We start from the raw sequence: 23,407 nt of genomic DNA on the forward strand, positions 1-23,407 counted from the left end.
ATGAGCGTAACCTATAACTACGGAACTGGTCGTCGCAAGAGCGCGGTGGCACGTGTGTTCATCAAGCCAGGCAAGGGCGAAATCATCGTCAACGACAAGCCTATCGATGCGTTCTTCTCGCGCGAGACAGGCCGCATGGTAGTGCGTCAACCGCTGGAACTGACCGATATGGTTGGCAAGTTCGACATCATGGTGAACGTTTCCGGTGGTGGCGAATCCGGCCAGGCTGGTGCGGTTCGCCACGGCATCACCCGTGCGCTGATCGACTACGACGCTACGCTGAAGCCGACTCTGAGCCAGGCCGGACTGGTCACTCGCGATGCGCGTGAAGTTGAGCGTAAAAAGGTCGGTCTGCGCAAGGCGCGCCGCAGGAAGCAATTCTCCAAGCGTTAATCCCCTCTGGGATTGTCGCAGGACAGAAAAAGCCGCCTTTGGGCGGCTTTTTCCTTTATCATTTACAGCTGATTTTTTGAGGTGTGAACGTGTTGAAAATCGGAATCGTAGGAGGAACAGGTTATACCGGAGTCGAGTTGTTGCGGCTGCTGGCGGGACACCCGCAGGCAGAGTTGCGGGTGATCACTTCGCGCGCCGAGGCGGGCACGTCGGTCAGCCAGATGTTCCCCAGCTTGCGCGGTTATGTAGACCTGCCTTTCACGCACCCCGACCAGGCCCGTCTCGACCAGTGCGACGTGGTGTTTTTCGCAACGCCCAACGGCATAGCGATGCAACAGACGCGTGCCTTGCTGGATGCAGGTGTGAGAGTCATCGATCTGGCCGCCGATTTCCGTATCAAGGACATCGCCGAGTGGGAAAAATGGTACGGCATGACTCATGCGTGTCCTGATCTGGTGGCGGAGGCGGTGTACGGACTGCCGGAAGTGAATCGGGCCAAGATCAAGCAGGCGCGGCTGGTCGCTAATCCGGGTTGTTATCCGACGGCGGTGCAGCTGGGCTTTATCCCCTTGCTTGAAGCGGGGCTGATTGAGGAAGGCTCGCTGATCGCCGATGCCAAATCAGGAGTTTCGGGAGCAGGTCGCAAGGCAGAAATTCCCACTTTGTACGCTGAAGCGTCGGATAATTTCAAGGCATATGGCGTGGCCGGACACCGGCATTTGCCCGAGATCAGGCAAGGTCTGGGGAGCGTAATCGGCAAGCCGGTAGGACTGACTTTCATTCCTCACCTGACGCCAATGATACGCGGCATCCATGCCACCTTGTACGGAAGGGTCAAGAAGGATGCAGACCTGCAGGCCTTGTTCGAACAACGCTATGCCAACGAGGCATTCGTCGATGTGCTGCCAGCGGGCAGCATGCCCGAAACGCGCTCGGTGCGGGGTTCCAACCTGTGCCGTATCGCGGTGCACAGACCGCAAGGCGGCGATACGGTCGTGGTGCTGTCGGTGATCGACAATCTGGTCAAGGGCGCGGCAGGGCAGGCAGTGCAAAACATGAATATCATGTTCGGATTACCGGAATCCGAAGGCCTGAATGTGGTGCCCCTGCTGCCCTGATATGAAGATGATACGGAGCTTTCGCCGCAAGTTCAGCATCTCTGCGCCGCGTTTGTCAGTACGCCCGCATGTGCCGTGGTATGTGCGCTGGGCGATTGCAGTGCCTTTCGTTTTGTTGATCGGATTGGTGATTTGGTGGGCGTACGGTTCGGGTCTGGAATTGGCCGGTTTTCACCGCGGACAGTCGGAAAAAGAATTGAGCGAATTGCGTGAACGGGTACATTTCTTGGAAAGCGAAAATGCTTCGCAAGCCAATCAGATCGCGGCATATGAGCGTCAGGGACAAATCGATCAAGCTTCCAATTTGGGTATCGCAACGCAACTAAAGAACCTGCACGATGAAAATGCGCGGCTGCAGGAAGATCTGCTGTTCTTCCAGAACTTGCCGCTGACTGGCGCGCGCGAGGCTGAGTTATCCGTCCATCGTTTGAAGATCGAGCCGGATAGTTTGCCCGGCGAATATCTTTGCCGCATGTTGCTGGTACAGAGCGTTCAACAGCGCGGAAAGGCGTTTCAGGGAAGCATGCAACTGGTGGTGAACGGCCTGCAGGATGGCAGGAAAGTGGTGCTACAATTCCCGCAGGAGGACTCGCCATCCGATGTAGCAGCTTACCAATTGAGCTTCAAGTATTACCAGCGTGTGGACAAGGGGTTTAAGTTGCCACCGGGCATGAAGGTCGATAGTGTGGAGGTCCGTGTATTCGAAAAAGGAATACAGGAACCCAAAATCAAGCAGACGGTCGACCTGCCGTCGTAGAATGGAGAAGTCAAGCATGTTCAGCAGCCGGAATAGTAAACCGCAGAATCGTATCGACTCCCTGGTTGGCGCGGGGACGAGGATCGAAGGCAACGTCCATTTTACGGGGGGGTTGCGGGTGGATGGCGAGATCAAAGGTAATGTGGTTGCCGACCTGAGCAAACCCAGCACTCTGGTGTTGAGCGAACATGCTCGTGTCGAAGGCGAGATCAAGGTTACCCATCTGGTGGTGAACGGGTCTATAGTTGGCCCCGTGAATGCGGCGGAATATCTGGAACTACAGAGCAAAGCAAAGGTCACAGGTGATGTACACTATAAAACGTTGGAGATACAGTTGGGCGCGATCGTGGAAGGTAGGTTGATCCACTTGGCGGAAGCGGAAGACAGGGTAGTGGCTTTCAAACTCGGTTCGGCCGAGTCATAATCAAACCAGTTAGGAGGCAATATGAATGCAATGACCGAAATGCAAGACCCGCTGTTGTTTACGGATAACGCGGCGAACAAAGTGAAACAACTGATCGAAGAGGAAGGCAATACCGAACTCAAGCTGCGCGTGTTCGTGAGCGGTGGCGGATGTTCAGGCTTTCAGTACGGCTTCACGTTTGACGAAGTTGCCAACGAGGATGACACCGTCATGAGCAAGAACGGTGTGCAGTTGCTGATCGACCCGATGAGCTTCCAGTATTTGGTTGGCGCAGAGATCGATTACACGGAAGGTTTGGAAGGTTCGCAGTTCGTCATCAAGAACCCGAACGCAACGACTACCTGTGGATGTGGTTCGTCCTTCTCGGCTTAGTTTTACAGTAGTTTTTGTTGCAGGAATGGGGCGCGGAAGCGCCCCGTTTTGTTTTATGCGGGATAAATCGCACCCAACACGCATGGGTGTCTTGCTCCCGTGACTTCAGGCAGGTTGGCAGGGTGCAAGTGCATAGCCTGCTGTGCCAGCCAGGCGAAAGCGATGGCTTCCATCCAGTCGGCGGCAATCCCCAATACTTCGGTTTTTTGAATATGGCATTGCGGTAGCGCGTGCCGCAAGTGCGAGAGCAGCGCCTCGTTGTGGGCGCCGCCGCCGCACACATAGATTTCCTTCGCTCCACCACAGAATCGCTGTATGGCAGCGGCAATGCTGTCTCCGGTGAGCGCGAGCAAGGTTGCCTGCACGTCGGCAGGAGATTCGCCACCGTTCAGATATCTTCCCATCCATGCAAGGTTGAACAAATCACGCCCGGTACTTTTGGGCGGGGCGGCGGCAAAGAATGGTTCGTCCAGCAACTTTTGCAGCAATGCAGGGATGATCTTGCCGCTGGCCGCCCATGCGCCGTCCTTGTCGTAGGGTTTGCCTTGATGACGGGATATCCATGCATCCATCAAAAGATTGCCAGGTCCGGAGTCGAATCCAATGGTAGTTCTATTGGGGGGCAAATCGGTCAAATTGGCGATGCCGCCGATGTTGAGAATCGCGCGGTGGATGTCCGGGTGGCGCATCACCTTGTCGTGAAACGCAGGTACCAGCGGCGCGCCCTGCCCGCCTGCCGCAATGTCGCGACTGCGGAAATCACCCACTACATGGATGCCGGTCAACTCCGCCAAAAGCGCTGCGTTGTTGAGTTGTACGCTGTAACCGTGTTCCGGACGATGGCGCACAGTCTGGCCGTGGCAGCCGATCGCTTGCACCGATCCGGCTGCCACGCCTGCTTTCTTCAGCAGGATCTGCGCCGCATCGGCATATTCATGAGCCAGGCGGTTGGCGATCAATTGCGACTGATGTAGTTCGTTGTGCGAGACTTGATGCAGGGCCAGCAACGCCTCCTTAAGCGGATCTGCATAAGGCTGGTAGTGGCTGGCAACAAGAACGGGTGCGGTTTGCGAGAGATCGACCAATGCGGCATCAATACCGTCCAGACTGGTGCCGGACATGATGCCGATATAGAGGTCGGGAGATGCGCTCACTTAGTCAAGCTTGGCGATATGGGTATTGTGGAACGTATCCAGTTTTGCGAACAGTTGATTTGTCGCGTCGCTGAAGGCGGTCCGTTGCGCGTCGCTGATAGGTTTGCCGTCCGGCAGCGCCACTTTCAGGGGGTCGCGCTGGACGCCGTTCAGTTTGAACTCGTAATGCAAATGCGGCCCCGTCGCCAGACCGGTCATGCCGACATAGCCGATGATCTGGCCTTGCTCTACGCGCTGGCCTTTGTGCAGACCGCCGGCGAAGCGCGACAAGTGGCCGTAAACCGTGGAGAAGCGGCCCTGATGGTCAATCATCACCACATTGCCGTAACCGCCTTGCTTGCCGACGAAAGCGACGACACCGTCGCTGGTGACCTTGACCTTGGCACCCATAGGCGCTGCGTAATCGACACCTTTATGCGAGCGCCACTTGTTCAGTATCGGATGGAATCGCGACAAGCTGAATCCCGAGCTGATGCGGGAGAACTCAAGAGGTGAACGCAGGAAGGCTTTGTGCATGCTCTTGCCTTCCGGCGAGAAATAGTCGCCGGTGAATTCGGTGGTCTGGAAATAGGCGGCCCGGAAAGCATGCCCGTGATTGACGAATTCGGCGGAAAGGATGCGTCCCGTGCGCACCGGCTCGCCGTTGACGTAGTTCATCTCGTAGATCACCGTGAACTTGTCGCCCTTGCGCAGATCGCGATGGAAATCGATATCGCCGCCGAAGATATCGACCAATTGGTTGGCTGCCGGGTCGGGCAGCCCGGCTTCATCCGTCGCGGCGAACAGGTTGGTTTTGATCTCGCCGGTGCGGATCTGCACGTGTTTCTCGGTCTGCGCTGGCAGGGTGCGGGATTTGAAGCTATTGCCATCCTTTTCGATGACTATCTGGCTGGCATCATTGCCGGGATAGCGCAGCGCGAGCAGCGCGCCATTGGCATCCGTCTCCGCCTGAACTTCCTTGCCCACAGCCAGTTGGCGCAGTCCTTCGGCGGCCTTGTTCTTGCGCAGAAAATCACTGGCAGCCTGGTCTTCCACGTTCAGGCGGCGCAGCAACTCGGCGACGGTATCGCCGCGCTGGATGCGCTCGTTGCGCCAGAAAGAGGTCGAATTGCTGGCGACGGTGGCAGTCAACGGCAGGGAGATATCTTCGATTACGGTTTGTTGCGCTCTGGATAAAACATCTGTCTGGGGCATGATGCCGAAAGCCGTCACGACCCCGAGCAAAGGCAGGCTGGACAAGATAACGAACCATCGAAGCTTCATTTTGTGTGCGTGTGACAAAGTATTTTGCGGTAACATTCGCGGCTCCCAAGGCGGCAGTACTTGTGAATGTCCGTGAAGCTTTATCGGCAGACAACAAGACTTAATTGAATTTTAGGGCGCCACTTTAACAGAAAGCGGCAAGCCCTCAAAACCCGCTTGGACATTGGGCTGGATACAAACAAGCGGTCTTCCGACATGAGTCAACAAGAAATCCTCAATCAAATCAAACGTGGCAGCGAAGAGTTGCTGCTCGAATCCGAATTGGTCAAAAAGCTCGAACTGGGCCGACCGCTACGCATCAAGGCGGGCTTCGACCCGACCGCGCCCGATCTGCATCTCGGGCACACCGTGCTGCTCAACAAGATGCGCCAGTTGCAGGATCTGGGGCATCACGCGCTGTTCCTGATCGGTGACTTCACCGGCATGATCGGAGACCCCACCGGCAAAAATGCCACCCGCCCGCCGCTGACGCGCGAACAGGTGCTTGCCAATGCGCAAAGTTACAAAGAACAGGTGTTCAAGGTGCTGGATCCGGCCAGGACCGAAGTCGTGTTCAACTCTACCTGGATGGACAAATTCAGCGCGGTCGACCTGATCCGCCTTGCCGCCACCCATACCGTGGCGCAGATGCTGGAACGCGACGATTTCTCCAAGCGCTATAAAGCCAACCAGCCCATCGCCATCCACGAATTCATCTACCCGCTGGTTCAGGGCTATGACTCCGTCGCGCTCAAGGCAGACATCGAACTCGGCGGCACCGACCAGAAATTCAACCTGCTCATGGGACGCGAACTGCAGAAGCACTTCGGCCAGCCGGCGCAATGCGTGCTTACCATGCCGTTGCTGGAAGGACTGGACGGCGTCAACAAGATGTCGAAATCGCTGGGCAACTATATCGGCGTCACCGATACCCCGCAGGAGATGTTCGGCAAACTCATGTCCATCTCCGACGACTTGATGTGGCGCTACCTCGAACTGCTGTCATTCCGCAGTTTGGCGCAGATCGAGCATTGGCGTGCAGAAGTGAACGACGGCCGCAACCCTCGCGACATCAAAGTGATGCTGGCGCAGGAGATCGTCGCCCGCTTTCATACGCTCAAGGCAGCCGAGGATGCACTGGCTGAATTCGAGGCGCGCTTCCAGAAAGGCGTGCTACCGGATGACATGCCTGAAATCAGTGTCGTAAGCCCGGATGGGAATATCGGAATCGCCCAGATGCTCAAACAGGCTGGGCTGGTCGCCAGCACCTCCGAGGCGTTGCGCATGATCGACCAGGGCGGGGTCAAATTGGACGGCGAAAAAATCAGCGACAAAGCTCTGCAACTCAAGGCAGGCGCCGTTGTTGTTGCACAAGTTGGCAAGCGCAAGTTCGGGCGCGTCAATATCAGTTAATTTGGCATCAGTCAGGCACGGAATCCAATCATGATTGGGTTGGCAGCAGCAGGTTCTCCGTACTATTCGGGCCGGAGAAGCCGCGGTTGTTGCCGGATGGCCAAGGTAAGGTGATGTATGCTCGGTTGGTTCAAGTACGTATACGTTTTGCACTGGATGCCGTTCGCCCTGTTGGCGGCAACTTGGCTCGGGGGTTATATCATCCATGCCAATCTGAGCAGTCCCGTGTTCGTGCTGTACTACGCAGCGCATATTTTTGCGGCATCCGGACTCTTCGTGGTCGGCATGTTCTATCTGTATCCGGGCAACCAGGACATCAAATCGCGTCTGCATGTCTCTGCCCCGAACGATGTCACCAAAGTGACTCACCGCGCCATTTTCCATGTGTTGAGGATCCAGCCCTTCATCGGCGTGCTGATATTTTTTGTGCCGGATAGCGGCCTCGAACTTGGAAAGGGCGGGTCTTTCTGGCTGAACCACTTGTACAACGACAACTATGCCCACATGCTGCATACCCTGTTGTTCTACCTGATCATTCTGCTCGGAATCGTCAATTTCCTGTTTATGCTGAATAAACGCCGCAAGGGGCGATAGGCGGCAAGCGATCCCTTTGCCGGGCAGGGTGGAAAATATCGGTTGTGCAATAAGCCGTTGTTTTGTAGAATCGCGCCCTCGAATTTTTGGTAGAAGGTAGTTTGTTCATGACAACAGTACGTGTTAAAGAGAATGAGCCGTTCGAAGTGGCGATGCGCCGCTTCAAGCGTTCCGTGGAAAAAACCGGTCTGCTGACCGAATTGCGCGCCCGCGAATTCTACGAGAAGCCCACTGCAGAGCGTAAACGCAAATTGGCTGCTGCCGTCAAGCGCCACTACAAGCGTCTGCGCAGCCAAACTCTCCCGCCGAAGCTGTATTGATCTGCCTCGCCTCATTGGCGAAAGGTAGCTTGATATGAGTCTCAAGCAGCAAATCACCGAAGACATGAAAACCGCGATGCGCGCCAAGGAAACGGCGCGTCTCGGGGCGATTCGTCTTTTGCTTGCAGCCATGAAGCAACGCGAGGTGGACGAGCGCATCGAGCTGACCGACGCGGACGTGATTGCCATCATCGAAAAGATGCTGAAACAGCGCCGCGATTCAATCAGCCAGTACAAAGCGGCGAATCGCCAGGATCTGGTGGACGTTGAGGAATTCGAAGTCTCCATCCTGCAGACTTACATGCCGCAGCAGCTCAGCGAGGCCGAAGTGATCGCCGCCATCGCAGAAGCCATCGACGCAACAGGTGCAGCCGGACCGCAAGATATGGGCAAAGTGATGGGTGTAGTCAAACCCAAGCTGGCCGGACGTGCCGATATGGGCAAAGTATCCGGCCTGATCAAAGCGCAGCTCACCAAGTAACGAAAGCCTACTGCGCGACCAGATTGCGGCGTTGCGCGGTGCTCGAAATCCTCATGTACCGAAGTACATTCCGGTTTCTGCGCTCCGTGCGCCTTGCACTCCGGTCGCTCGCTACGGTTTTCAAGCTTCACGATAGAATTCTGTTTTCTTAATTAGAATCTGGCGAGGGCGGAGTGATTCCAAAAAGCTTCATTCAGGATCTGCTCAATCGCCTGGACATCGTGGACGTGATAGAGCGCTACCTGCCGCTCAAAAAAGCCGGTGCCAACTTCGTCGCCTGCTGCCCCTTCCATAACGAAAAATCCCCGTCCTTCACCGTCAGTCAGACCAAGCAGTTCTATCATTGCTTCGGCTGCGGCGCACATGGCACTGCTATCGGCTTCGTCATGGAACACACCGGCATGGGTTTTGTGGAAGCGGTGGAAGATCTCGCCAAAAGCATCGGCGTCAGCGTGCCGCAGGAAGCTTCCAATGTGCCGCAACATAAGGTCGCGCCCGACCTGTACGACCTGATGCAGTCCGCCACGCGCTATTACCGCGAACAACTCAAGAAGACCCCGCGCGCCATCGAATACCTCAAGGGCCGCGGACTCTCCGGTGAAGTCGCCGCGCGCTTCGGCATAGGCTATGCGCCGGACGACTGGCAGAACCTGAAAACCGCCGTGCCCAATTACCAGGATGCCAGCCTGGTCGAGACCGGGCTGGTGATCGCGGGCGAAGAAGGCAAGCGCTATGATCGCTTCCGCGACCGCATCATGTTCCCCATCGTCAACGTGCGCGGCCAGGTCATCGGCTTCGGCGGGCGCGTGCTGGACAAGGGCGAGCCCAAATACCTCAATTCGCCCGAGACGCCGCTGTTCGAGAAAGGCCACGAACTCTACGGCCTGTACCAGGCGCAAAAATCCATCCGCGCCCAGCAGCGCGTGATCGTGGTCGAGGGTTACATGGACGTGGTGGCGCTAGCGCAGCACGGCGTGGAATATGCAGTGGCCACACTGGGCACGGCCACCACGCCGTTCCACGTGCAAAAGCTGCTGCGCCTGTGCGATCAGGTCGTGTTTTGCTTCGATGGTGACAAACCGGGCCAGAAAGCCGCGTGGCGCGCCCTGGAAAATGCGCTGCCGCAACTGGTGGACGGCAAGCGCATCGGTTTCCTGTTCCTGCCGGAAGAGCACGATCCAGATACCTACATCCGCGAATTCGGTACTGAAGCCTTCGAGCACGAGTTGGAGAATTCTTTGCCGCTGTCCGGGTATCTGTTGCGCGAGCTGACTGCAGATGTGGACCTCCGCACGCAGGAAGGTCGCAGCGCCTTGCTCAAGAATGCCCAACCCCTGCTCACCGCCATCACCGCCCCCACCACCGCACTGCTGCTGCGCAAGGAAGTGGCCGCATTGGCGGGAGTGACACAGGCGGAACTGGAAGCCCTGTATGTCATCAAACCAATCGCTGCACCGCAACGTCAGGCGCCGCAGAAGGCCAAACGCGCAGCTCCTTCCGGTTTGCGCATCCTGTTGCGTTGTCTGGTGATGAAACCGGAATTGGCGCGCGAGCTACCCCGCGATTTTCACGGCGAGGGCAATGAAGGTGCTGCGATCGCGGCATTGGTCGACTGGCTGAACGAATCGGCTGACGAAACCAGCACGGCGGCGATGATTCAGCATTTTCAGGGCACATTGCATGGGCCGGTGTTTGCCAACGCGCAGGGCGAGGTCATCCACTGGGGTGAAGATTTCGATATTTTGGCCGAATTTACGGGAATCATGCGCAAGATACGGCGCGATGCCATCGAGACGGAAATGTCCATGCTGCAGGCCAAAGGGCTGGCCATGAACGAGCTGGAACGAGTGCGCCACGACGAGCTCAAGGAAGAGCTCAAGCAACTAAGGGCGCAAGTGGGCTGAACGAACAGGCACGCTATTTGCTGAGTCCTGAACCACGGCTTTTTGTAGCTAACTCGCGGAAATGTTTTGAGAAATCGGGTATAATCCGCGCCCTTTTCGACGGCACCACTTTTTCGTGTGCCGTGTTTTTCGAGTACGAATCAACTTTGGGAATCCTCAAAATGGCGACTCCGCAACAAAAGAAAAAACCCGCACCTGCCAAACCGACCGCAGCCAGCATCAAACAGACAGCCAAAGAAAAAGCGGTTGCCGCTGCGGCCATGGTCGATCCAACCCAGGACATCGAGGCGCGCCGCACGCGCCTGAAAGCGCTGATACTGCTGGGCAAGGAACGCGGCTATCTGACTTTTGCCGAGATCAACGACCATTTGCCGGAGATGCTCGAAGTCGAGCAGGTGGAAGGTGTGGTGAGCATGATCAACGATATGGGCATCACGGTATGTGACGTGGCACCGGATACCGAATCGCTGGTGATGAACGAGACCGCCCCGGCTGTTGCCGACGAAGATGCGGCGGAAGAAGCTGAAGCCGCCATCTCTACCGTGGATTCCGAATTCGGCCGTACCACCGACCCCGTGCGCATGTACATGCGCGAAATGGGCGTGGTCAATCTGTTGACCCGTCAGGATGAGATCGAGATCGCCAAGCGTATCGAAGACGGGCTGAAGCACATGATTATGGCCATCTCTGCCTGCCCGGCCACGATCGCCGAGATCCTGGCGCTGGCCGACAAGGTCGCGCAGGAAACCTTGCGCATCGACGAAGTGATCGACGGCTTCATCGACACGCAGGAAGAAGCGATGGTTCCCGAGACTGTCGAAGAGGAAGAAGAGGAAGAAGAGGCGGAAGAAGAGGAAGAGGAATCGGAAGAAGACGGCGAAGCCGCCGCTGCCGCCAATCTGGCCCAACTCAAGGCGGATGCGCTGGAACGCTTCGCATCGATCAGCGACCACTTCACCAAGCTGGGCAAAGCCTACGAAAAATTCGGCTACCGCAGCAAGCAATACGACAAATTGCAACAGCAGATCTCCGAAGAATTGATGCAGTTCCGCTTCTCGGCCAAGCAAGTGGACGCTTTGTGCGAAACCATGCGCGGGCTGGTGGAAGAAGTGCGTGCCTGTGAGCGCAGCATTCAGGAACTGTGCGTGACGAAATCGCACATGCCGCGCACTCACTTCATCAAGGTGTTCCCGCTCAACGAAGGCAATCTGGATTGGGTCAAGCAAGAGATCGCATCCAGGAAGCCGTATAGCGAAACCCTGTCGCGCTTCCAGGCAGCCATCATCGACCAGCAAAAGAAGATGCTGGCCCTGCAACAACGCGTCGGTATTCCCATCCTTGATCTGAAAGAGATCAACAAGCAGATGACCAACGGCGAAGCCAAGGCACGCCGCGCCAAACGCGACATGATCGAGGCCAACCTGCGCCTGGTGATCTCCATCGCCAAGAAATACACCAACCGCGGTTTGCAGTTCCTCGACCTCATCCAGGAAGGCAACATCGGCCTGATGAAGGCCGTGGACAAATTCGAATATCGTCGCGGTTACAAATTCTCGACCTATGCCACATGGTGGATTCGCCAGGCCATCACGCGTTCCATCGCCGACCAGGCGCGCACCATCCGCATCCCGGTGCACATGATCGAAACCATCAACAAGATGAACCGTATCTCGCGCCAGATTCTGCAAGAGACCGGACAGGAAGCGGATGCCGCCACCCTGGCCATCAAGATGGAAATGCCGGAAGACAAGATACGCAAGATCCTCAAGATCGCCAAGGAGCCGATCTCCATGGAGACCCCGGTGGGCGACGACGACGATTCGCATCTGGGTGATTTCATCGAAGACGCCAACTCGCTGGCCCCCATCGAAGCCGCGGTGTACGACAGCCTGCGCAACGTCACCAAGGACATCCTGGACAGCCTCACCCCGCGTGAAGCCAAAGTACTGCGCATGCGCTTCGGCATTGAAATGAACACCGACCACACGCTGGAAGAAGTCGGCAAACAGTTCGACGTCACCCGCGAGCGTATCCGCCAGATAGAAGCCAAGGCACTGCGCAAACTGCGTCATCCTTCGCGTTCGGAAAAACTCAAGAGCTTCCTCGACGGCGAAAGTTAAGTCTACGGGCCCTTAGCTCAGTTGGTTAGAGCAGAGGACTCATAATCCTTTGGTCCGCGGTTCAAGTCCGCGAGGGCCCACCAACAAAACGAAAGTCTCGCAGCAATGCGAGGCTTTTTGTTTTTCTAACTTGCAATGTTGACAGTGTGTCGGCACTCATATAACTTTCAATGCATTATGAGCAAGAATTCAAGCCTAAAAGGCCAACTCCTATCAAATAAAGCAGCTCTGCCCGGAAAGTCGATCAGGCAGAAAGCTTTGTTGCGGTCTGTCAAAGATCAGAGGGTTTCATTTTCCGAGGCCGTTGAGGGTGCGCGCTTGATCCCAAAATCCATGGTTGCCGAATTTAAAATTGTTGCGTGGCCGGATGAATGACTACTGGCGGTTCTGACACTGATCAGGATTTAATTGGTTGGTTTGCACCGCCGGATTTGGATTTGCTGTTCAAAGCAATTTCCAGAATTGAAAATCCCGGAAATATTGTACTTGTAGGCGGACAATCCCTTTCATTCTGGGTTGACCACTACGACATTACTATCCCCCAAACCGATACCCCGTATTTAACCCAGGACGCCGACTTCCTGGCCGGCAAAAATGACGCAATTGCCATCTCCAAGTTGCTCGGTGGTGAAATCAAATTGGCCACTCTGGACGACAACACGCCAAATATTGCCACCTTGGTGTTTAGAGGTGGCGCAGGCAACAAACTGCTTATAGATTTCTTGGGCATCATCGTGGGCGTTGATGAAGGTGAGATCAGAAAATTTGCGGTTCCGGTGGAACGTGGTGAATGGCGCTTGAATATATTGCATCCGATACTGTGCTTGAAGAGCCGGATCAGTAATCTATGCCTGCTTCCTTCCAAGAGAAATAAAAATGGAATAGAGCAAGCCCGTGTGGCTGTAGAAGTTGCCAAATATTACTTAAGAGATCGTATCAATGAAGGAAGTGTTCGGGCGGCATTAAAAACAGCCAATCAAATCGCAGAGTTGGCACAATCAAGAGCAGGCTTGTATGTGTGGGAAAAGTACGGAATTGACGTGCTTGAATCAATAGACCCGCACTTGATAACAGTCGAAAAATTTCAAAATGTCGAATGGCCAAGACAGATCAAAATGACAGAGACTCGCAGAGACAAAGTAGTTAAACGAAAAGAACAACTGGAAATTCGCCAGCAATTGAAGCTGCACAAAACGCAATTCCGCAGATAGCTCGGTTTGTTACAGCAGAGGACTCATAATCCTTTGGTCCGCGGTTCAAGTCCGCGAGGCCACCAAAAACAAGGAGTTACACGAAGGTGTAACTCCTTTTTTCTGTCCTTCTCATTGGTCCCGCTATTCATGCGGTATCAAGACCGACATCAAAATCTGCATCAGTATTTCGTGCAGAAAATCCTTTGGTCCACCAGATATTCCGCAGTTTTCTAATTGAGCGTATGCGACTTTGACTTTCTCAGCGGCTTAATTGCGGGCCCCTTCCTAGCCAGTCGGCAGATCATTACCTCGGATTTGATGCAATCCACATATCGAGTTGCGTGGAAGGTCATGACTTCTTTCTTTGCCATGAGCTCATTTAGATGCAGATGCAAACTGTTTAGCGGTATGCGGGTTGCAGCAGATATTTCGGTGTCGAGACCTTCTCCGTGCTTGCTCAGGTATTCCAGAATCTTTTCCATTTCGTCAGCCAACTCCATGTCAAAAATAACTATGGCTAAGATGGAGATTATTCCTGTTAGTTCAAGCCCCGTTCGTGGCTGTTGCTTTTGATACTGGAATTGATGAGGGTCTCCGCATCAAACAACAGTATCGGAAACGCCATATCACTCGTCAAACGCGGGAACAGTACAACTGGTACATCCACTTCCTTGTTCGTCTTTTACTTACTCTTGTTCTCGATCATGTCGTGCAAAATCGGCGGGAGGATGATTTCTATCGCGTGGCTCATCTTGCCGCCCGGCACGACCAATGTGTTGGCGCGCGACATGAAGGAGTTGGGAATCATGTTGAGCATATAGGGAAAGTCCACACCCTTGGGATCGCGAAAACGGATCACCACGAAGCTTTCGTCCTGCGTCGGGATGTCACGCGCGATGAACGGATTAGAAGTATCCACGGTGGCCACACGCTGAAAGTTGATGTGGGTGCGCGAGAACTGCGGGGTGATGTATTTGATGTAGTCTGGCATGCGGCGCAGGATGGTGTCCACGGTCGCTTCGGCGGAATAGCCGCGCTCTGCGGCATCGCGGTGTATCTTCTTGATCCACTCCAGGTTGACCACCGGCACCACGCCGATCCCCAGATCCACATATTTGGCCACGTCGACTTTGTCGTCTTTAACCAGGCCATGCAGTCCTTCATAAAACAGCAGGTCTGAATCTTCCTCGATGTTTTCCCACGGCGTGAAATCACCCGGCTTCAGGTTAGTCAGGCCAAAGTGATTGTTATGCCGTTCGGCTTCTGCATCGCTATGCACATAGTAACGGCGCTTGCACATACCAGTTTCACCATAGGTCTTGAAGGTTTCTTCAATCTTGTCGAAGTGGTTGGCTTCCGGACCAAAATGGCTGAAGCTGTTGTTGCCGGCCTTAGCCGCTTCTGCGGCAGCTGTGCGAAAAGCCACACGATCCAGACTGTGCAGGCTGCCACCTTCAATTACCGCAGCTTGAATTCCTTTTACGGCGGTGCGGACTAGAGCTCGCCGCTCGATACTGGGAGGAGGATTGTTGTGGTTCTGTCTTTGTTCACGGCGAAATAGGTTTTCAAAGGCACGTTTTACCGTAGTGGTGCGAGTACCGGACGAACCGGTCACGGCAATTACCGGGTGCTTTCGAGACATAGTGAACTCTCCTGAGGGGATTTAATAATATTTTATGTGGCAATTCTATTCTAGTTTCAACAGGCTACTACAGTACTTATGCTGCTGACCGGTACGATGTGATTTGTGAATCCAGACTAAAAGAGTGAACTATTTGCCACCGTTCCGTCAGTTTCAGGGACAAATATTTGCCGTTGCATTTGATAGAGGAACAATGCAACGCCGTTTTCTATCGAATCAAATGCCAAGTGAAAGAGAATAAACGAAACCGATATCCCGCACCTGCAGGGAGCGGTTTGACACTGGAGGGTGCGGCGAGCAGACTCCCGCACGGTCACCAAGAGTGCGGCAGCAGAGGAGGGATGAATGTCAAAGAAACGGTTTCATTGCCAGGCGGCAAACCATGTGGGAAACAAGTGCATCAGCATAACGGATGAGGGGCATGCCTTCTTGCTCTCCATTGAAGATGCCAATGGCAAATTCAATTACCTGAAAGAAGCCATAGCCACCGGCAAATATCCCATCGCGATGGACCTGGTCAATTCCTGCCCAAAGATGATGGTGGGTGCAACGATCAAATACCAGCTACAGCAGCATGACGCCGAGAAGCTGTTCCATTCACTGGATAAAGCGCTGCATCATTGAAATTGCCAATGGTTGGCCGTTCAAGCAGCAAAGGCTAATCAAAAAAATGACTTGGGCGAAAATCCCAAGTCATTTCTCTTTTGGACTGGCAATCCGTCACTGCAAGGCCTGATAAATGCCCGTAAATTGAACGACGAATAAAATCGTATACACCGTTTATAGTTAGCACTGCCGAAGCGCACTTATCTGGCCAGTTATCCACAAAAAATGTGGGTAACTAATTCCCGGCTCGGCGAGGATCTACAAACGGACCTGCTCACATCTCTTATTTATTTGGGTCGTACTTAAAGGACAACGCCACGCGTGCCCGGTAAGCCGCCACCTTGCCGTCTTCAACGACCATATCCAGTTTGATGATTTCGGCCACCCTCAAGTCGCGCAGGGTTTTCGAGGCGACGCTGACTGCGTTCGCGGCGGCATCCTCCCAGGACTTCTTGCTGGTTCCAACTAGCTCTGTAATACGATAAACGCTGTCTTTAGCCATGGTTTTCTCCTTCGTTTATGGTGTACGGTAGTGTTTGAAAGGTGGTGCAGGTCTGTAAATTACGCCTAACCGTAAATTTCTGCTCTCTTTTTTCGGATTCGGTATGTTTTTCTGCACGCCAGATACTGAAACTTGCGAATGTGCGTATCAGCCCCCAAAACAAAACCCGCCATACTCGCTTGTATGGCGGGTTCTGTTGATTGCCTGTTTATCAGGCCAGGACCTTGGTGAGGGCCAAAATCTGCAGACCCATGGCAACCAGAAAACCGGTTCCCCAGATCAGGTAATCACGGAGTGAATCGGGGCCTGATTTCCAGAATGACAAGACGCCCACGATCATGACGATCGATCCGATAAGGACTGTGATCATAAAAATTTGAACGGGATTCATCATATCCTCCAATCCGAAAACACGAATATCAAGAGGGGCAACAAACGCTGAAATATTTCAGCGCATACAGGTAATCCGACACGGCCAAAATATGCCCAAGCCAGTGTCATGTCCATATGCCTGCTGGTCTAGGCATCTGCCTAGTATCCGACTGGAAAAGGTCTATACCTTTTGATTGTGGCCTATCACTATTGCACCGGTATGACCGGGTATCAGATTGATTCAAATGAAATCAATAACCATCATATCGAAACGGTTTTTTCTGCGTCCGGCACGATGTTTTCGTATTCCGCGATCACCTGCGCGCCCAGCAACAGCAGCGTGGCGCCTATCTCAAAGCTCAGCATCACCACGATGGCCGTGGTCAGCGAACCGTAGACCACGCTCACTTGCGACAACGACGCGAAATACCAGCTCAGAATATGGCGTATCAATTCCCACAGCAGGCCCGCCGTAACGCCGCCGATCAGCGCGTGCTTTGCGGTCAGCCCGCCCACCGGCATGAAATAGTAGATCGCCGAAATGAGCAGGATCTCCGCGACGATCCCGGCGCCGCCGATCAACATGCGCGAGACACCGCCCAGCGACCAGCTATGCCCCAGCAGAACGAGATTCTCGTCTCCCAATGCCAGCAGGTAGAACATGATGAACGTGCCCGCGAACAGGGCCGCACCGATAAAAAAATTGTAGGCGAAAGGCAGCAGCAGAGAAACCAGCAAGGGCCGTTTCTTTTTCTGCAAGCGGTGCAGAAAGATCACCGTGATCGAGCTTTCCAGCACCCGGAAACCGAGCGAACTGAAAAACAGCATCGTGATGAACAGCACCCAGCCGATGAGCTTGCTGTGCTCAAGCAGCGCCTTCAGTTCCGCCAGCACGGCACGGCTCTCGCCCGGCACCGCATATTCCAGCGCCTTGCCTATCGTCGCCAGCAGCACGTTCTGGTCGATCACATGCGACAGCACGATCACCATCAAGATCAGCAGCGGCACGATGGAAAGCAGCGCGTAATAAGCCACGGCACCCGCAAGCAGCAGTCCCTGATTCACCTGAAACGCCTTCAGCACCTGCAGCGCGAAGGCAACGGGGTTCTTGATGATGTGCGCGGTGCGGGGATCGATGAGTTTCATGGTTGGTCTTGTCTAGCGCAAGTCGGATATCTTCCGTTCGTGCGCCAAGACAACGGTAGTAGCTAACAAAGTCCTTCTCCCGCTTGCGGGAGAAGGGAGACATGCCTCGTAGTCTGGGCAAAGCAAAACCTGCCCAATATCAATACAAATACATTCACCTGCCCGCCCCCGACTCATGCAAAAACTGCAACACCACCACCTCGTCGCGCCGCAGCGCGGCAGGGGAAGAAGTACGGCGTTCCTTGCGCGTAGCCGCAACCGCCTCCAGCGGCGCTGTTAGCCCCAAGTGATAAGCGGCCAGCAGCGCCGGATGCACATAATATTTGCGGCACACCGCGCGCGTGTTGCCCAGGCGCTCCGCCACCGCATCCAGCGCCTGCACGATGTTGCGTTCCGCCTCGGTGCGGCTGCCGGCAGGCCCCAGCGCCCGCAATTTCACCGCGGCCACCATGGTGCCGCCCCAAGTCCGAAAATCCTTGGCCGTGATGTCGCGGCCGCTGGCTGTGCGCAGATAGTTGTTCACGTCGTCCGCCACCAGCACCCGGCGCTTGCCCGCTGCATCCACATACTGAAATATCTCCTGCCCGTGCATATCCTGGCAGCGCTGCACGATGCGGGCGATGCGCGGATCGTCCACCGTCACCGAATGCTCCACCCCGCTCTTGCCGCGGAAGCTGAAGCGCAACAGCGGCCCCTCCACAAGCGCATGCTTGCTGCGCATCGTCGTCAGGCCGTAGGAATGGTTGTCGCGCGCGTATTCGTCGTTGCCCACGCGGATCAGCGACTTGTCCAGCAGCCGCACTAATGTGGCAAGCAACTGGCGCCGCGTCAGGTCGCCCGCACGCAAATCCAGTTCCACCCGTTCCCGCAGCAAAGGCAGAATCTCGCTGAATTCCAGCATGCGGCGAAACTTGGATTGGTCGCGCGCCGCACGGTAAGAAGCATGGTAACGATACTGCTTGCGGCCGCGTGCATCGCGCGCCGTCACCTGGATGTGCCCATCCGGATCGGGGCAGATCCACACATTGATCCACGCCGGCGGTATCGCCAGCGCATTCAGCCGCTCGCGCGTGATCATCTCGGCGATGCGCGCGCCGTCCTCATCGTAATAGCTCCACCCCTTGCCGGAACGGCGCCGACTGATCCCGGCAAAGCCATCAGTCACATAGTGCAGCCCGGCGCGGGTGGCCGACTTGCAATACTCTTTGTGCTTGGTGGTCATCATCCTGCGCCTCCTTTCTGGTCGGGTAGCTTATGGTGCATGGGAGTGGGGAGCCGGAAAGTGTCCGGGGTTTGAGATGATTCTAGCGGGGAGGGATTGCGGCACCTGTGCGATGGCGCACATTGGGAACCACTGATCGAGCTTCTATACCAAAGGTAGTCACAATTTGTGACCACAATCAACAAGCTGCCTCTGCTACACTCTCGCGCGAATAAACGCCCCATCGGTTTTGCGCCGTGGAAAGACAAGTAATTCTGACCATATTTTTCTGAATACGCTTAAAGAATCAAAAGGAAAGTAGAGTGGTGGCAATGAAACAAGAAGAGCAACAGTTCCTTAATAGCCTCGACAAAAATTTGTGGACAGCAGCTAACAAGCTGCTCCCCATGCTTGATGCGGCTGTGTACAAGCATGTGGTCCTTGGCCTCATTTTCCTTAAGTACGTGTCGGATGCCTTCAAGGAGCGCCGCGCGGAATTGCAGGCAGCGTTTAAAGACCCGAAGAACGACTACTACCTCGGCCCAGACAGCGCCGAGCTGATGGAACAAGAGCTCGAAGCGCGCGACTACTACACCGAAAAGAATGTCTTTTGGGTGCCTGCACTAGCGCGTTGGGATTTCATCAAGGATCACGCCAAAGTTGCCAACGACACCGTGCTGCAAGTCAAGAATGGGAAGACCTTCGAATACAAATTCAAAGGCATCGGTCGCTTGCTGGATGATGCGCTAGACGCTGTCGAAAAGGAAAACGAAAAGCTCAAGAACGTGCTCGACAAGAACTACGCGAGCAAACAAATTGATTCTGCACTTCCTGGTCTTATTGACGAGATTGCCAAGATACCGTTCAACCACAACACGCTAAAGGCCAAGGATATTCTAGGCCACGTTTACGAATACTTCCTCGGCCAGTTCGCCATCGCCGAGGGCAAGAAAGGCGGGCAGTACTACACACCCAAGAGCATCGTCACCACCATCGTCGAAATGCTGGAGCCATACAAAGGCCGCGTCTACGACCCCTGCTGCGGTTCCGGCGGCTTTTTCGTGTCATCGGAAAAATTCGTCGAGGAACACGGCGGACGTATCGGCAACCTTTCCGTCTACGGTCAGGAATCCAATCCCACTACATGGAAACTTGCTTCCATGAATATGGCGATCCGCGGCATCGATTTCGATTTCGGCAAAGAGAATGCCAGTACGTACACTCGCGATCTGCATCTCGACCTGCGCGCCGACTTCATCATGGCCAACCCACCCTTCAACATGAAGGAATGGAAAGACGGCGTGAAGGACGACGACCCGCGCTGGATATACGGCATCCCGCCCGCAGGCAACGCCAATTTCGCCTGGCTGCAACACATGATTTATCACCTTGCGCCCAACGGCAGCATGGCGCTACTGCTCGCCAACGGCTCGATGAGCAGCAACACCAACAACGAAGGGGAAATCCGTAAGGCCATCATCGAAGCCGACCTCGTCGAATGCATGGTCGCGCTGCCGGGGCAACTATTTACCAATACCCAGATTCCAGCCTGTATTTGGTTTCTTACCCGAAACAAAACTGCGCGCAGCGGTTGCCGCGACCGAAAGAACCACACCCTGTTCATAGATGCCCGCAGCCTCGGTTACATGAAAGACCGCGTGCTGCGCGACTTCGCCCCCGAAGACATCCGCAAGATCGCTGACACTTTCCATGCATGGAAAAGAAACGAGGGTTATGCGGACGAAGCTGGCTTTTGCAAATCCGCCAACCTCAATGACATCCGCAAACACGACTACGTCCTCACCCCCGGCCGCTACGTCGGCGCAGCCGAACAGGTGCAGGACGGCGAACCCTTCGAGGAAAAGATGGCGCGCCTCACCGTGCAACTGAACGAACAGTTCAGTGAGAGCGCCAGGCTGGAACAGGCGATCCGCGAGAATCTGGCGAGGTTGGGTTATGGCGGGTGAGTGGCAACGACTAAAGGTTGCTGACCTTCAGCGCGAGGGAGTTCTCCTGGTTGAAGATGGAAATCATGGCGAGTACAGGCCGCGACCAGACGAGTTCGTTTCTCAAGGTGTAGCGTTCATTCGCGCGGCTGACATGGACAACGGTAGGGTGTTTTTTGACTCCGCCTCTAAAATTAATGAACGAGCCAGACAGCGGATTACGAAAGGTATTGGCGCACCGGGTGATGTCTTGCTGTCTCATAAGGGAACGGTTGGCAAGATAGCGCTTGTTCCGATGGACGCTCCACCTTTTGTTTGCAGCCCACAAACAACCTTTTGGCGCGCGCTAAATCCCAAGGTGCTCGATCGAAAGTTTCTCTACGTTTACTTGCGGTCACAGGATTTTCGAGAGCAGCTTGCTACGCGGGCTGGCGAAACCGATATGGCGCCGTATGTAAGTCTCACATCGCAACGCGGCCTCTATGTATTGTTGCCTCCAATTGATCAACAACGCGCCATCGCCCACATCCTCGGTACACTCGACGACAAGATCGAACTGAACCACCGCATGAACGAAACGCTGGAGGCCATCGCGCGGGCGATGTTCAAGTCGTGGTTCGTGGACTTTGATCCCGTCCGCGCCAAGATGAACGGCGAACCGCCCGCATCCATCTGCCAACGCCTTGGCCTCACCCCCGACCTCCTCGCCCTCTTCCCCGACCTCCTCGTGGATTCCGAACTCGGCGAGATTCCGGAGGGTTGGTGCATTCGATCAGTGGGCGATTTAATCGAGCGATTGCCAGTTGGAAAAAAATACGAACAAAAAACTGCTAAACCCTCAGGCGAGGTGCCGGTGCTGGATCAGGGTAAGAGCGGAATAATTGGATACCACAATGACGAGCCAGGTGTAATGGCATCTAGTGATAATCCAGTTGTCGTTTTTGCCAATCACACTTGCTATATGCGCCTAATCAACTTTCCATTTTCGGCAATTCAGAATGTCTTGCCGTTTGTGGGCAAGGGGGGCGATACGATATGGGTGTATTACGCAACGTTGGGTAAGCAGTCATTCATTGAGTACAAAGGGCACTGGCCAGATTTTATTATTCACAAAATAGCTGTGCCAGATTCAAAATTGGCTAATGTATTTTCAAATACAGCCCACACTCTGATAAAGATGATTTGGAATTCGGGACAGGAGGCGGCTACGCTTGAAAATTTGCGCGATGTGCTTCTTCCCAAACTCATCTCCGGAGAATTGAGTGTGCCGGTTACAGGTGCGCCATGAGCGATACAGAAAAACAGCAGAAGCATTTGGTTGCTCAGGCATTGGAACTTCTTCATAAGGAGTACGAAGCTAACCAAATCTTCAATGGTTATTTCGATGGAGAAGAACCGCTTGTTATCCCGAGTCCTAGGCAAGATGTTGGACTTTATTTGTATGATCGTAGTAAGGCTCTCTATTGGGTTGATCGTGATGCATACGATGACGAACGAACAGCTTGGGAAAACGATACGAATCAGGCAAAACATCAGGAAGCAATAGACATTATCCGTAATACAGGTTCGGTTGTACCTTTTCAGGACTTATTGGATGCCGTGGAGCGTGGTCGAGTAGTACCATTCATTGGCGCAGGCATGTCAAAGCCAGTTGGAATGCCGCTGTGGGGCGAGGCATTGCTTCAGTTACTTAGCCTTCTGCCGGGTGCCGACGCCGCAGCAATTGAAACACTTATTTCTGCCGGTAATTACCTTGAGGCTGCGCAGGTGTTGGCCGAATACGATGCCGTGCAGACGTCAAATTTTATCCGCACTACCTATAGGGCACAAAAACTCAAGCTTGCTGGCCCAATGTTGTTATTGCCTCGATTCGCGAAAGGCTGCATCGTAACTACAAATTTTGATGATGCAATTGAAAAAATCTATGAAGAACAGAAGGCTGGTAATTTCGAAGCACATATGCATGGTACACAAGACCACAATTTCTTTCAGCGTCTAGTCCGTGGTGACCGTTGTTTGCTCAAGCTTCATGGCGATGCGGAAAATTATGCAACGCACATCCTCACGAAAACGCAATACGAAGAAGCCTACGGTGATCCTTTCGACTTCCACAAACCATTGCCGAAGGCGCTTCGGCAAATATACATTTCTCAATCGCTGCTGTTTCTAGGCTGCAGTCTCGACCAAGACTGGACGCTGGAGCTTTTTAAGAAAGCCAAAGAGGAAGATGCATACCAAATACCAAATCACTATGCGATTCTGCCAGCGCCTGCGAACGATCAAGTGAGGCAGCACAAGGCTTCTGATCTTCTTGCGTTGAATATTCACCCGCTTTGGTATCCGGATGGGCAGCACGGTTATGTAGAAAAGCTCTTGCAGTTGGTAGTGGATGTGATTGAAAAGCGCGTAGCCTTTAACGGGTAGGATGAGCGAATGATCACAGAGCACCACCTCGAACAACTCCCCCTTACTTGGTTTCCGGACGCAGGCTGGGGATATTGCTACGG

General features: G+C 54.4%; 23 protein-coding genes and 1 tRNA gene. 17 read left to right on the forward strand and 7 right to left on the reverse strand.

Going from position 1 to position 23,407, the window contains the following annotated elements:
* The 5 genes from rpsI to erpA all read left to right on the forward strand — a co-directional run bounded on the left by rpsI (position 1) and on the right by erpA (position 3,064).
* Complete coding sequence (rpsI, locus tag QOY30_RS02885; protein ID WP_283743136.1) at positions 1 to 393, forward strand: 30S ribosomal protein S9; 393 nt, start codon at positions 1 to 3, stop codon at positions 391 to 393.
* Positions 394 to 482: 89 nt separating this feature from the next.
* Positions 483 to 1,511 carry an N-acetyl-gamma-glutamyl-phosphate reductase gene (gene argC / locus QOY30_RS02890; protein WP_283743137.1) on the forward strand — a complete coding sequence of 343 codons (1,029 nt, stop codon included), beginning with the start codon at positions 483 to 485 and terminating at the stop codon, positions 1,509 to 1,511.
* A gap of 1 nt (position 1,512) precedes the next feature.
* Positions 1,513 to 2,268, forward strand: a complete 756-nt coding sequence (locus QOY30_RS02895; RefSeq protein WP_283743138.1) for a DUF6776 family protein — start codon at positions 1,513 to 1,515, stop codon at positions 2,266 to 2,268.
* Between the two features lie 16 nt (positions 2,269 to 2,284).
* Entirely contained in the window at positions 2,285 to 2,692 is a 408-nt protein-coding gene (locus QOY30_RS02900; RefSeq protein WP_283743139.1) for a bactofilin family protein, read from the forward strand.
* Between the two features lie 21 nt (positions 2,693 to 2,713).
* Positions 2,714 to 3,064: an iron-sulfur cluster insertion protein ErpA gene (erpA, locus tag QOY30_RS02905; RefSeq protein ID WP_283743140.1), complete on the forward strand. Its 351-nt coding sequence runs from the start codon at positions 2,714 to 2,716 to the stop codon at positions 3,062 to 3,064.
* Between the two features lie 53 nt (positions 3,065 to 3,117).
* Here the strand turns inward: erpA and QOY30_RS02910 are convergent, their stop codons facing one another.
* The gene (locus QOY30_RS02910) at positions 3,118 to 4,218 is read right to left on the reverse strand and encodes an anhydro-N-acetylmuramic acid kinase (RefSeq protein ID WP_283743141.1); all 1,101 of its coding nucleotides are present in this window, start codon (positions 4,216 to 4,218) and stop codon (positions 3,118 to 3,120) included.
* Positions 4,219 to 5,481 carry an OapA family protein gene (locus tag QOY30_RS02915; RefSeq protein WP_283743142.1) on the reverse strand — a complete coding sequence of 421 codons (1,263 nt, stop codon included), beginning with the start codon at positions 5,479 to 5,481 and terminating at the stop codon, positions 4,219 to 4,221.
* Between the two features lie 195 nt (positions 5,482 to 5,676).
* Here QOY30_RS02915 and tyrS point away from each other — a divergent pair, with 195 nt between their 5' ends.
* The 8 genes from tyrS (at position 5,677) to QOY30_RS02955 (ending at position 13,503) form a co-directional block, all read left to right on the forward strand.
* A complete protein-coding gene (gene tyrS / locus QOY30_RS02920) occupies positions 5,677 to 6,873 on the forward strand; it encodes a tyrosine--tRNA ligase (protein ID WP_283743143.1) in 1,197 nt (398 codons plus the stop codon).
* A 117-nt stretch (positions 6,874 to 6,990) separates the two neighbouring features.
* Positions 6,991 to 7,467, forward strand: coding sequence for a hypothetical protein (locus QOY30_RS02925; protein ID WP_283743144.1), 477 nt, complete (start codon positions 6,991 to 6,993; stop codon positions 7,465 to 7,467).
* Between the two features lie 107 nt (positions 7,468 to 7,574).
* On the forward strand, positions 7,575 to 7,787 hold the full coding sequence (gene rpsU / locus QOY30_RS02930) for a 30S ribosomal protein S21 (RefSeq protein ID WP_013030570.1): 213 nt from the start codon (positions 7,575 to 7,577) through the stop codon (positions 7,785 to 7,787).
* A 34-nt stretch (positions 7,788 to 7,821) separates the two neighbouring features.
* Positions 7,822 to 8,268 carry a GatB/YqeY domain-containing protein gene (locus QOY30_RS02935; RefSeq protein WP_283743145.1) on the forward strand — a complete coding sequence of 149 codons (447 nt, stop codon included), beginning with the start codon at positions 7,822 to 7,824 and terminating at the stop codon, positions 8,266 to 8,268.
* Between the two features lie 173 nt (positions 8,269 to 8,441).
* A complete protein-coding gene (dnaG, locus tag QOY30_RS02940) occupies positions 8,442 to 10,172 on the forward strand; it encodes a DNA primase (protein WP_283743146.1) in 1,731 nt (576 codons plus the stop codon).
* A gap of 161 nt (positions 10,173 to 10,333) precedes the next feature.
* Positions 10,334 to 12,292: an RNA polymerase sigma factor RpoD gene (gene rpoD / locus QOY30_RS02945; protein ID WP_283743147.1), complete on the forward strand. Its 1,959-nt coding sequence runs from the start codon at positions 10,334 to 10,336 to the stop codon at positions 12,290 to 12,292.
* A gap of 6 nt (positions 12,293 to 12,298) precedes the next feature.
* A tRNA-Ile gene (locus tag QOY30_RS02950) sits at positions 12,299 to 12,375 on the forward strand.
* 288 nt (positions 12,376 to 12,663) lie between these two features.
* Positions 12,664 to 13,503, forward strand: a complete 840-nt coding sequence (locus QOY30_RS02955; protein ID WP_283743148.1) for a hypothetical protein — start codon at positions 12,664 to 12,666, stop codon at positions 13,501 to 13,503.
* 664 nt (positions 13,504 to 14,167) lie between these two features.
* On the opposite strand, the gene QOY30_RS02960 is transcribed toward QOY30_RS02955, so the two are convergent.
* Positions 14,168 to 15,127, reverse strand: coding sequence for a phosphoribulokinase (locus QOY30_RS02960; protein ID WP_283743149.1), 960 nt, complete (start codon positions 15,125 to 15,127; stop codon positions 14,168 to 14,170).
* A 345-nt stretch (positions 15,128 to 15,472) separates the two neighbouring features.
* Here QOY30_RS02960 and QOY30_RS02965 point away from each other — a divergent pair, with 345 nt between their 5' ends.
* Complete coding sequence (locus tag QOY30_RS02965; RefSeq protein ID WP_283743150.1) at positions 15,473 to 15,751, forward strand: hypothetical protein; 279 nt, start codon at positions 15,473 to 15,475, stop codon at positions 15,749 to 15,751.
* Positions 15,752 to 16,016: 265 nt separating this feature from the next.
* Here QOY30_RS02965 and QOY30_RS02970 read toward each other — a convergent pair whose 3' ends face one another.
* From QOY30_RS02970 to QOY30_RS02985, 4 genes are all read right to left on the reverse strand, one after another.
* Positions 16,017 to 16,235 (reverse strand): dodecin family protein, encoded by a 219-nt coding sequence (locus QOY30_RS02970; RefSeq protein WP_283743151.1) that lies wholly within the window; start codon positions 16,233 to 16,235, stop codon positions 16,017 to 16,019.
* Between the two features lie 211 nt (positions 16,236 to 16,446).
* Positions 16,447 to 16,626 carry a hypothetical protein gene (locus QOY30_RS02975; RefSeq protein ID WP_283743152.1) on the reverse strand — a complete coding sequence of 60 codons (180 nt, stop codon included), beginning with the start codon at positions 16,624 to 16,626 and terminating at the stop codon, positions 16,447 to 16,449.
* A gap of 242 nt (positions 16,627 to 16,868) precedes the next feature.
* Entirely contained in the window at positions 16,869 to 17,753 is an 885-nt protein-coding gene (locus tag QOY30_RS02980) for a YihY/virulence factor BrkB family protein (RefSeq protein ID WP_283743153.1), read from the reverse strand.
* 154 nt (positions 17,754 to 17,907) lie between these two features.
* Entirely contained in the window at positions 17,908 to 18,978 is a 1,071-nt protein-coding gene (locus QOY30_RS02985) for a DNA topoisomerase IB (protein ID WP_283743154.1), read from the reverse strand.
* 308 nt (positions 18,979 to 19,286) lie between these two features.
* Between QOY30_RS02985 and QOY30_RS02990 the strand changes: the two genes are divergently transcribed.
* Genes QOY30_RS02990 through QOY30_RS03000 form a run of 3 tightly spaced genes read left to right on the forward strand, consistent with a single transcriptional unit; the run spans position 19,287 to position 23,324 of the window.
* A complete protein-coding gene (locus QOY30_RS02990) occupies positions 19,287 to 20,921 on the forward strand; it encodes a class I SAM-dependent DNA methyltransferase (protein ID WP_283746013.1) in 1,635 nt (544 codons plus the stop codon).
* Positions 20,911 to 22,188 carry a restriction endonuclease subunit S gene (locus tag QOY30_RS02995; RefSeq protein WP_283743155.1) on the forward strand — a complete coding sequence of 426 codons (1,278 nt, stop codon included), beginning with the start codon at positions 20,911 to 20,913 and terminating at the stop codon, positions 22,186 to 22,188. Before QOY30_RS02990 ends, QOY30_RS02995 begins: the two co-directional genes overlap by 11 nt.
* Positions 22,185 to 23,324 carry an SIR2 family NAD-dependent protein deacylase gene (locus tag QOY30_RS03000; protein WP_283743156.1) on the forward strand — a complete coding sequence of 380 codons (1,140 nt, stop codon included), beginning with the start codon at positions 22,185 to 22,187 and terminating at the stop codon, positions 23,322 to 23,324. Before QOY30_RS02995 ends, QOY30_RS03000 begins: the two co-directional genes overlap by 4 nt.
* The last annotated feature ends 83 nt before the right edge of the window (positions 23,325 to 23,407 follow it).

The organism is Sideroxydans sp. CL21 (genome assembly GCF_902459525.1).
GTDB lineage: Bacteria > Pseudomonadota > Gammaproteobacteria > Burkholderiales > Gallionellaceae > Sideroxyarcus.

Bases quoted from the DNA above. Each gene is read 5' to 3' on its own strand.
- rpsI (WP_283743136.1), top strand. From the start codon at position 1: ATGAGCGTAACCTATAACTACGGAACTGGTCGTCGCAAGAGCGCGGTG.
- QOY30_RS02895 (WP_283743138.1), top strand. From the start codon at position 1,513: ATGAAGATGATACGGAGCTTTCGCCGCAAGTTCAGCATCTCTGCGCCG.
- QOY30_RS02900 (WP_283743139.1), top strand. From the start codon at position 2,285: ATGTTCAGCAGCCGGAATAGTAAACCGCAGAATCGTATCGACTCCCTG.
- erpA (WP_283743140.1), top strand. From the start codon at position 2,714: ATGAATGCAATGACCGAAATGCAAGACCCGCTGTTGTTTACGGATAAC.
- QOY30_RS02915 (WP_283743142.1), bottom strand. From the start codon at position 5,481: ATGAAGCTTCGATGGTTCGTTATCTTGTCCAGCCTGCCTTTGCTCGGG.
- tyrS (WP_283743143.1), top strand. From the start codon at position 5,677: ATGAGTCAACAAGAAATCCTCAATCAAATCAAACGTGGCAGCGAAGAG.
- QOY30_RS02925 (WP_283743144.1), top strand. From the start codon at position 6,991: ATGCTCGGTTGGTTCAAGTACGTATACGTTTTGCACTGGATGCCGTTC.
- rpsU (WP_013030570.1), top strand. From the start codon at position 7,575: ATGACAACAGTACGTGTTAAAGAGAATGAGCCGTTCGAAGTGGCGATG.
- QOY30_RS02935 (WP_283743145.1), top strand. From the start codon at position 7,822: ATGAGTCTCAAGCAGCAAATCACCGAAGACATGAAAACCGCGATGCGC.
- rpoD (WP_283743147.1), top strand. From the start codon at position 10,334: ATGGCGACTCCGCAACAAAAGAAAAAACCCGCACCTGCCAAACCGACC.
- QOY30_RS02955 (WP_283743148.1), top strand. From the start codon at position 12,664: ATGACTACTGGCGGTTCTGACACTGATCAGGATTTAATTGGTTGGTTT.
- QOY30_RS02960 (WP_283743149.1), bottom strand. From the start codon at position 15,127: ATGTCTCGAAAGCACCCGGTAATTGCCGTGACCGGTTCGTCCGGTACT.
- QOY30_RS02965 (WP_283743150.1), top strand. From the start codon at position 15,473: ATGTCAAAGAAACGGTTTCATTGCCAGGCGGCAAACCATGTGGGAAAC.
- QOY30_RS02970 (WP_283743151.1), bottom strand. From the start codon at position 16,235: ATGGCTAAAGACAGCGTTTATCGTATTACAGAGCTAGTTGGAACCAGC.
- QOY30_RS02975 (WP_283743152.1), bottom strand. From the start codon at position 16,626: ATGAATCCCGTTCAAATTTTTATGATCACAGTCCTTATCGGATCGATC.
- QOY30_RS02980 (WP_283743153.1), bottom strand. From the start codon at position 17,753: ATGAAACTCATCGATCCCCGCACCGCGCACATCATCAAGAACCCCGTT.
- QOY30_RS02985 (WP_283743154.1), bottom strand. From the start codon at position 18,978: ATGATGACCACCAAGCACAAAGAGTATTGCAAGTCGGCCACCCGCGCC.
- QOY30_RS02990 (WP_283746013.1), top strand. From the start codon at position 19,287: ATGAAACAAGAAGAGCAACAGTTCCTTAATAGCCTCGACAAAAATTTG.
- QOY30_RS02995 (WP_283743155.1), top strand. From the start codon at position 20,911: ATGGCGGGTGAGTGGCAACGACTAAAGGTTGCTGACCTTCAGCGCGAG.
- QOY30_RS03000 (WP_283743156.1), top strand. From the start codon at position 22,185: ATGAGCGATACAGAAAAACAGCAGAAGCATTTGGTTGCTCAGGCATTG.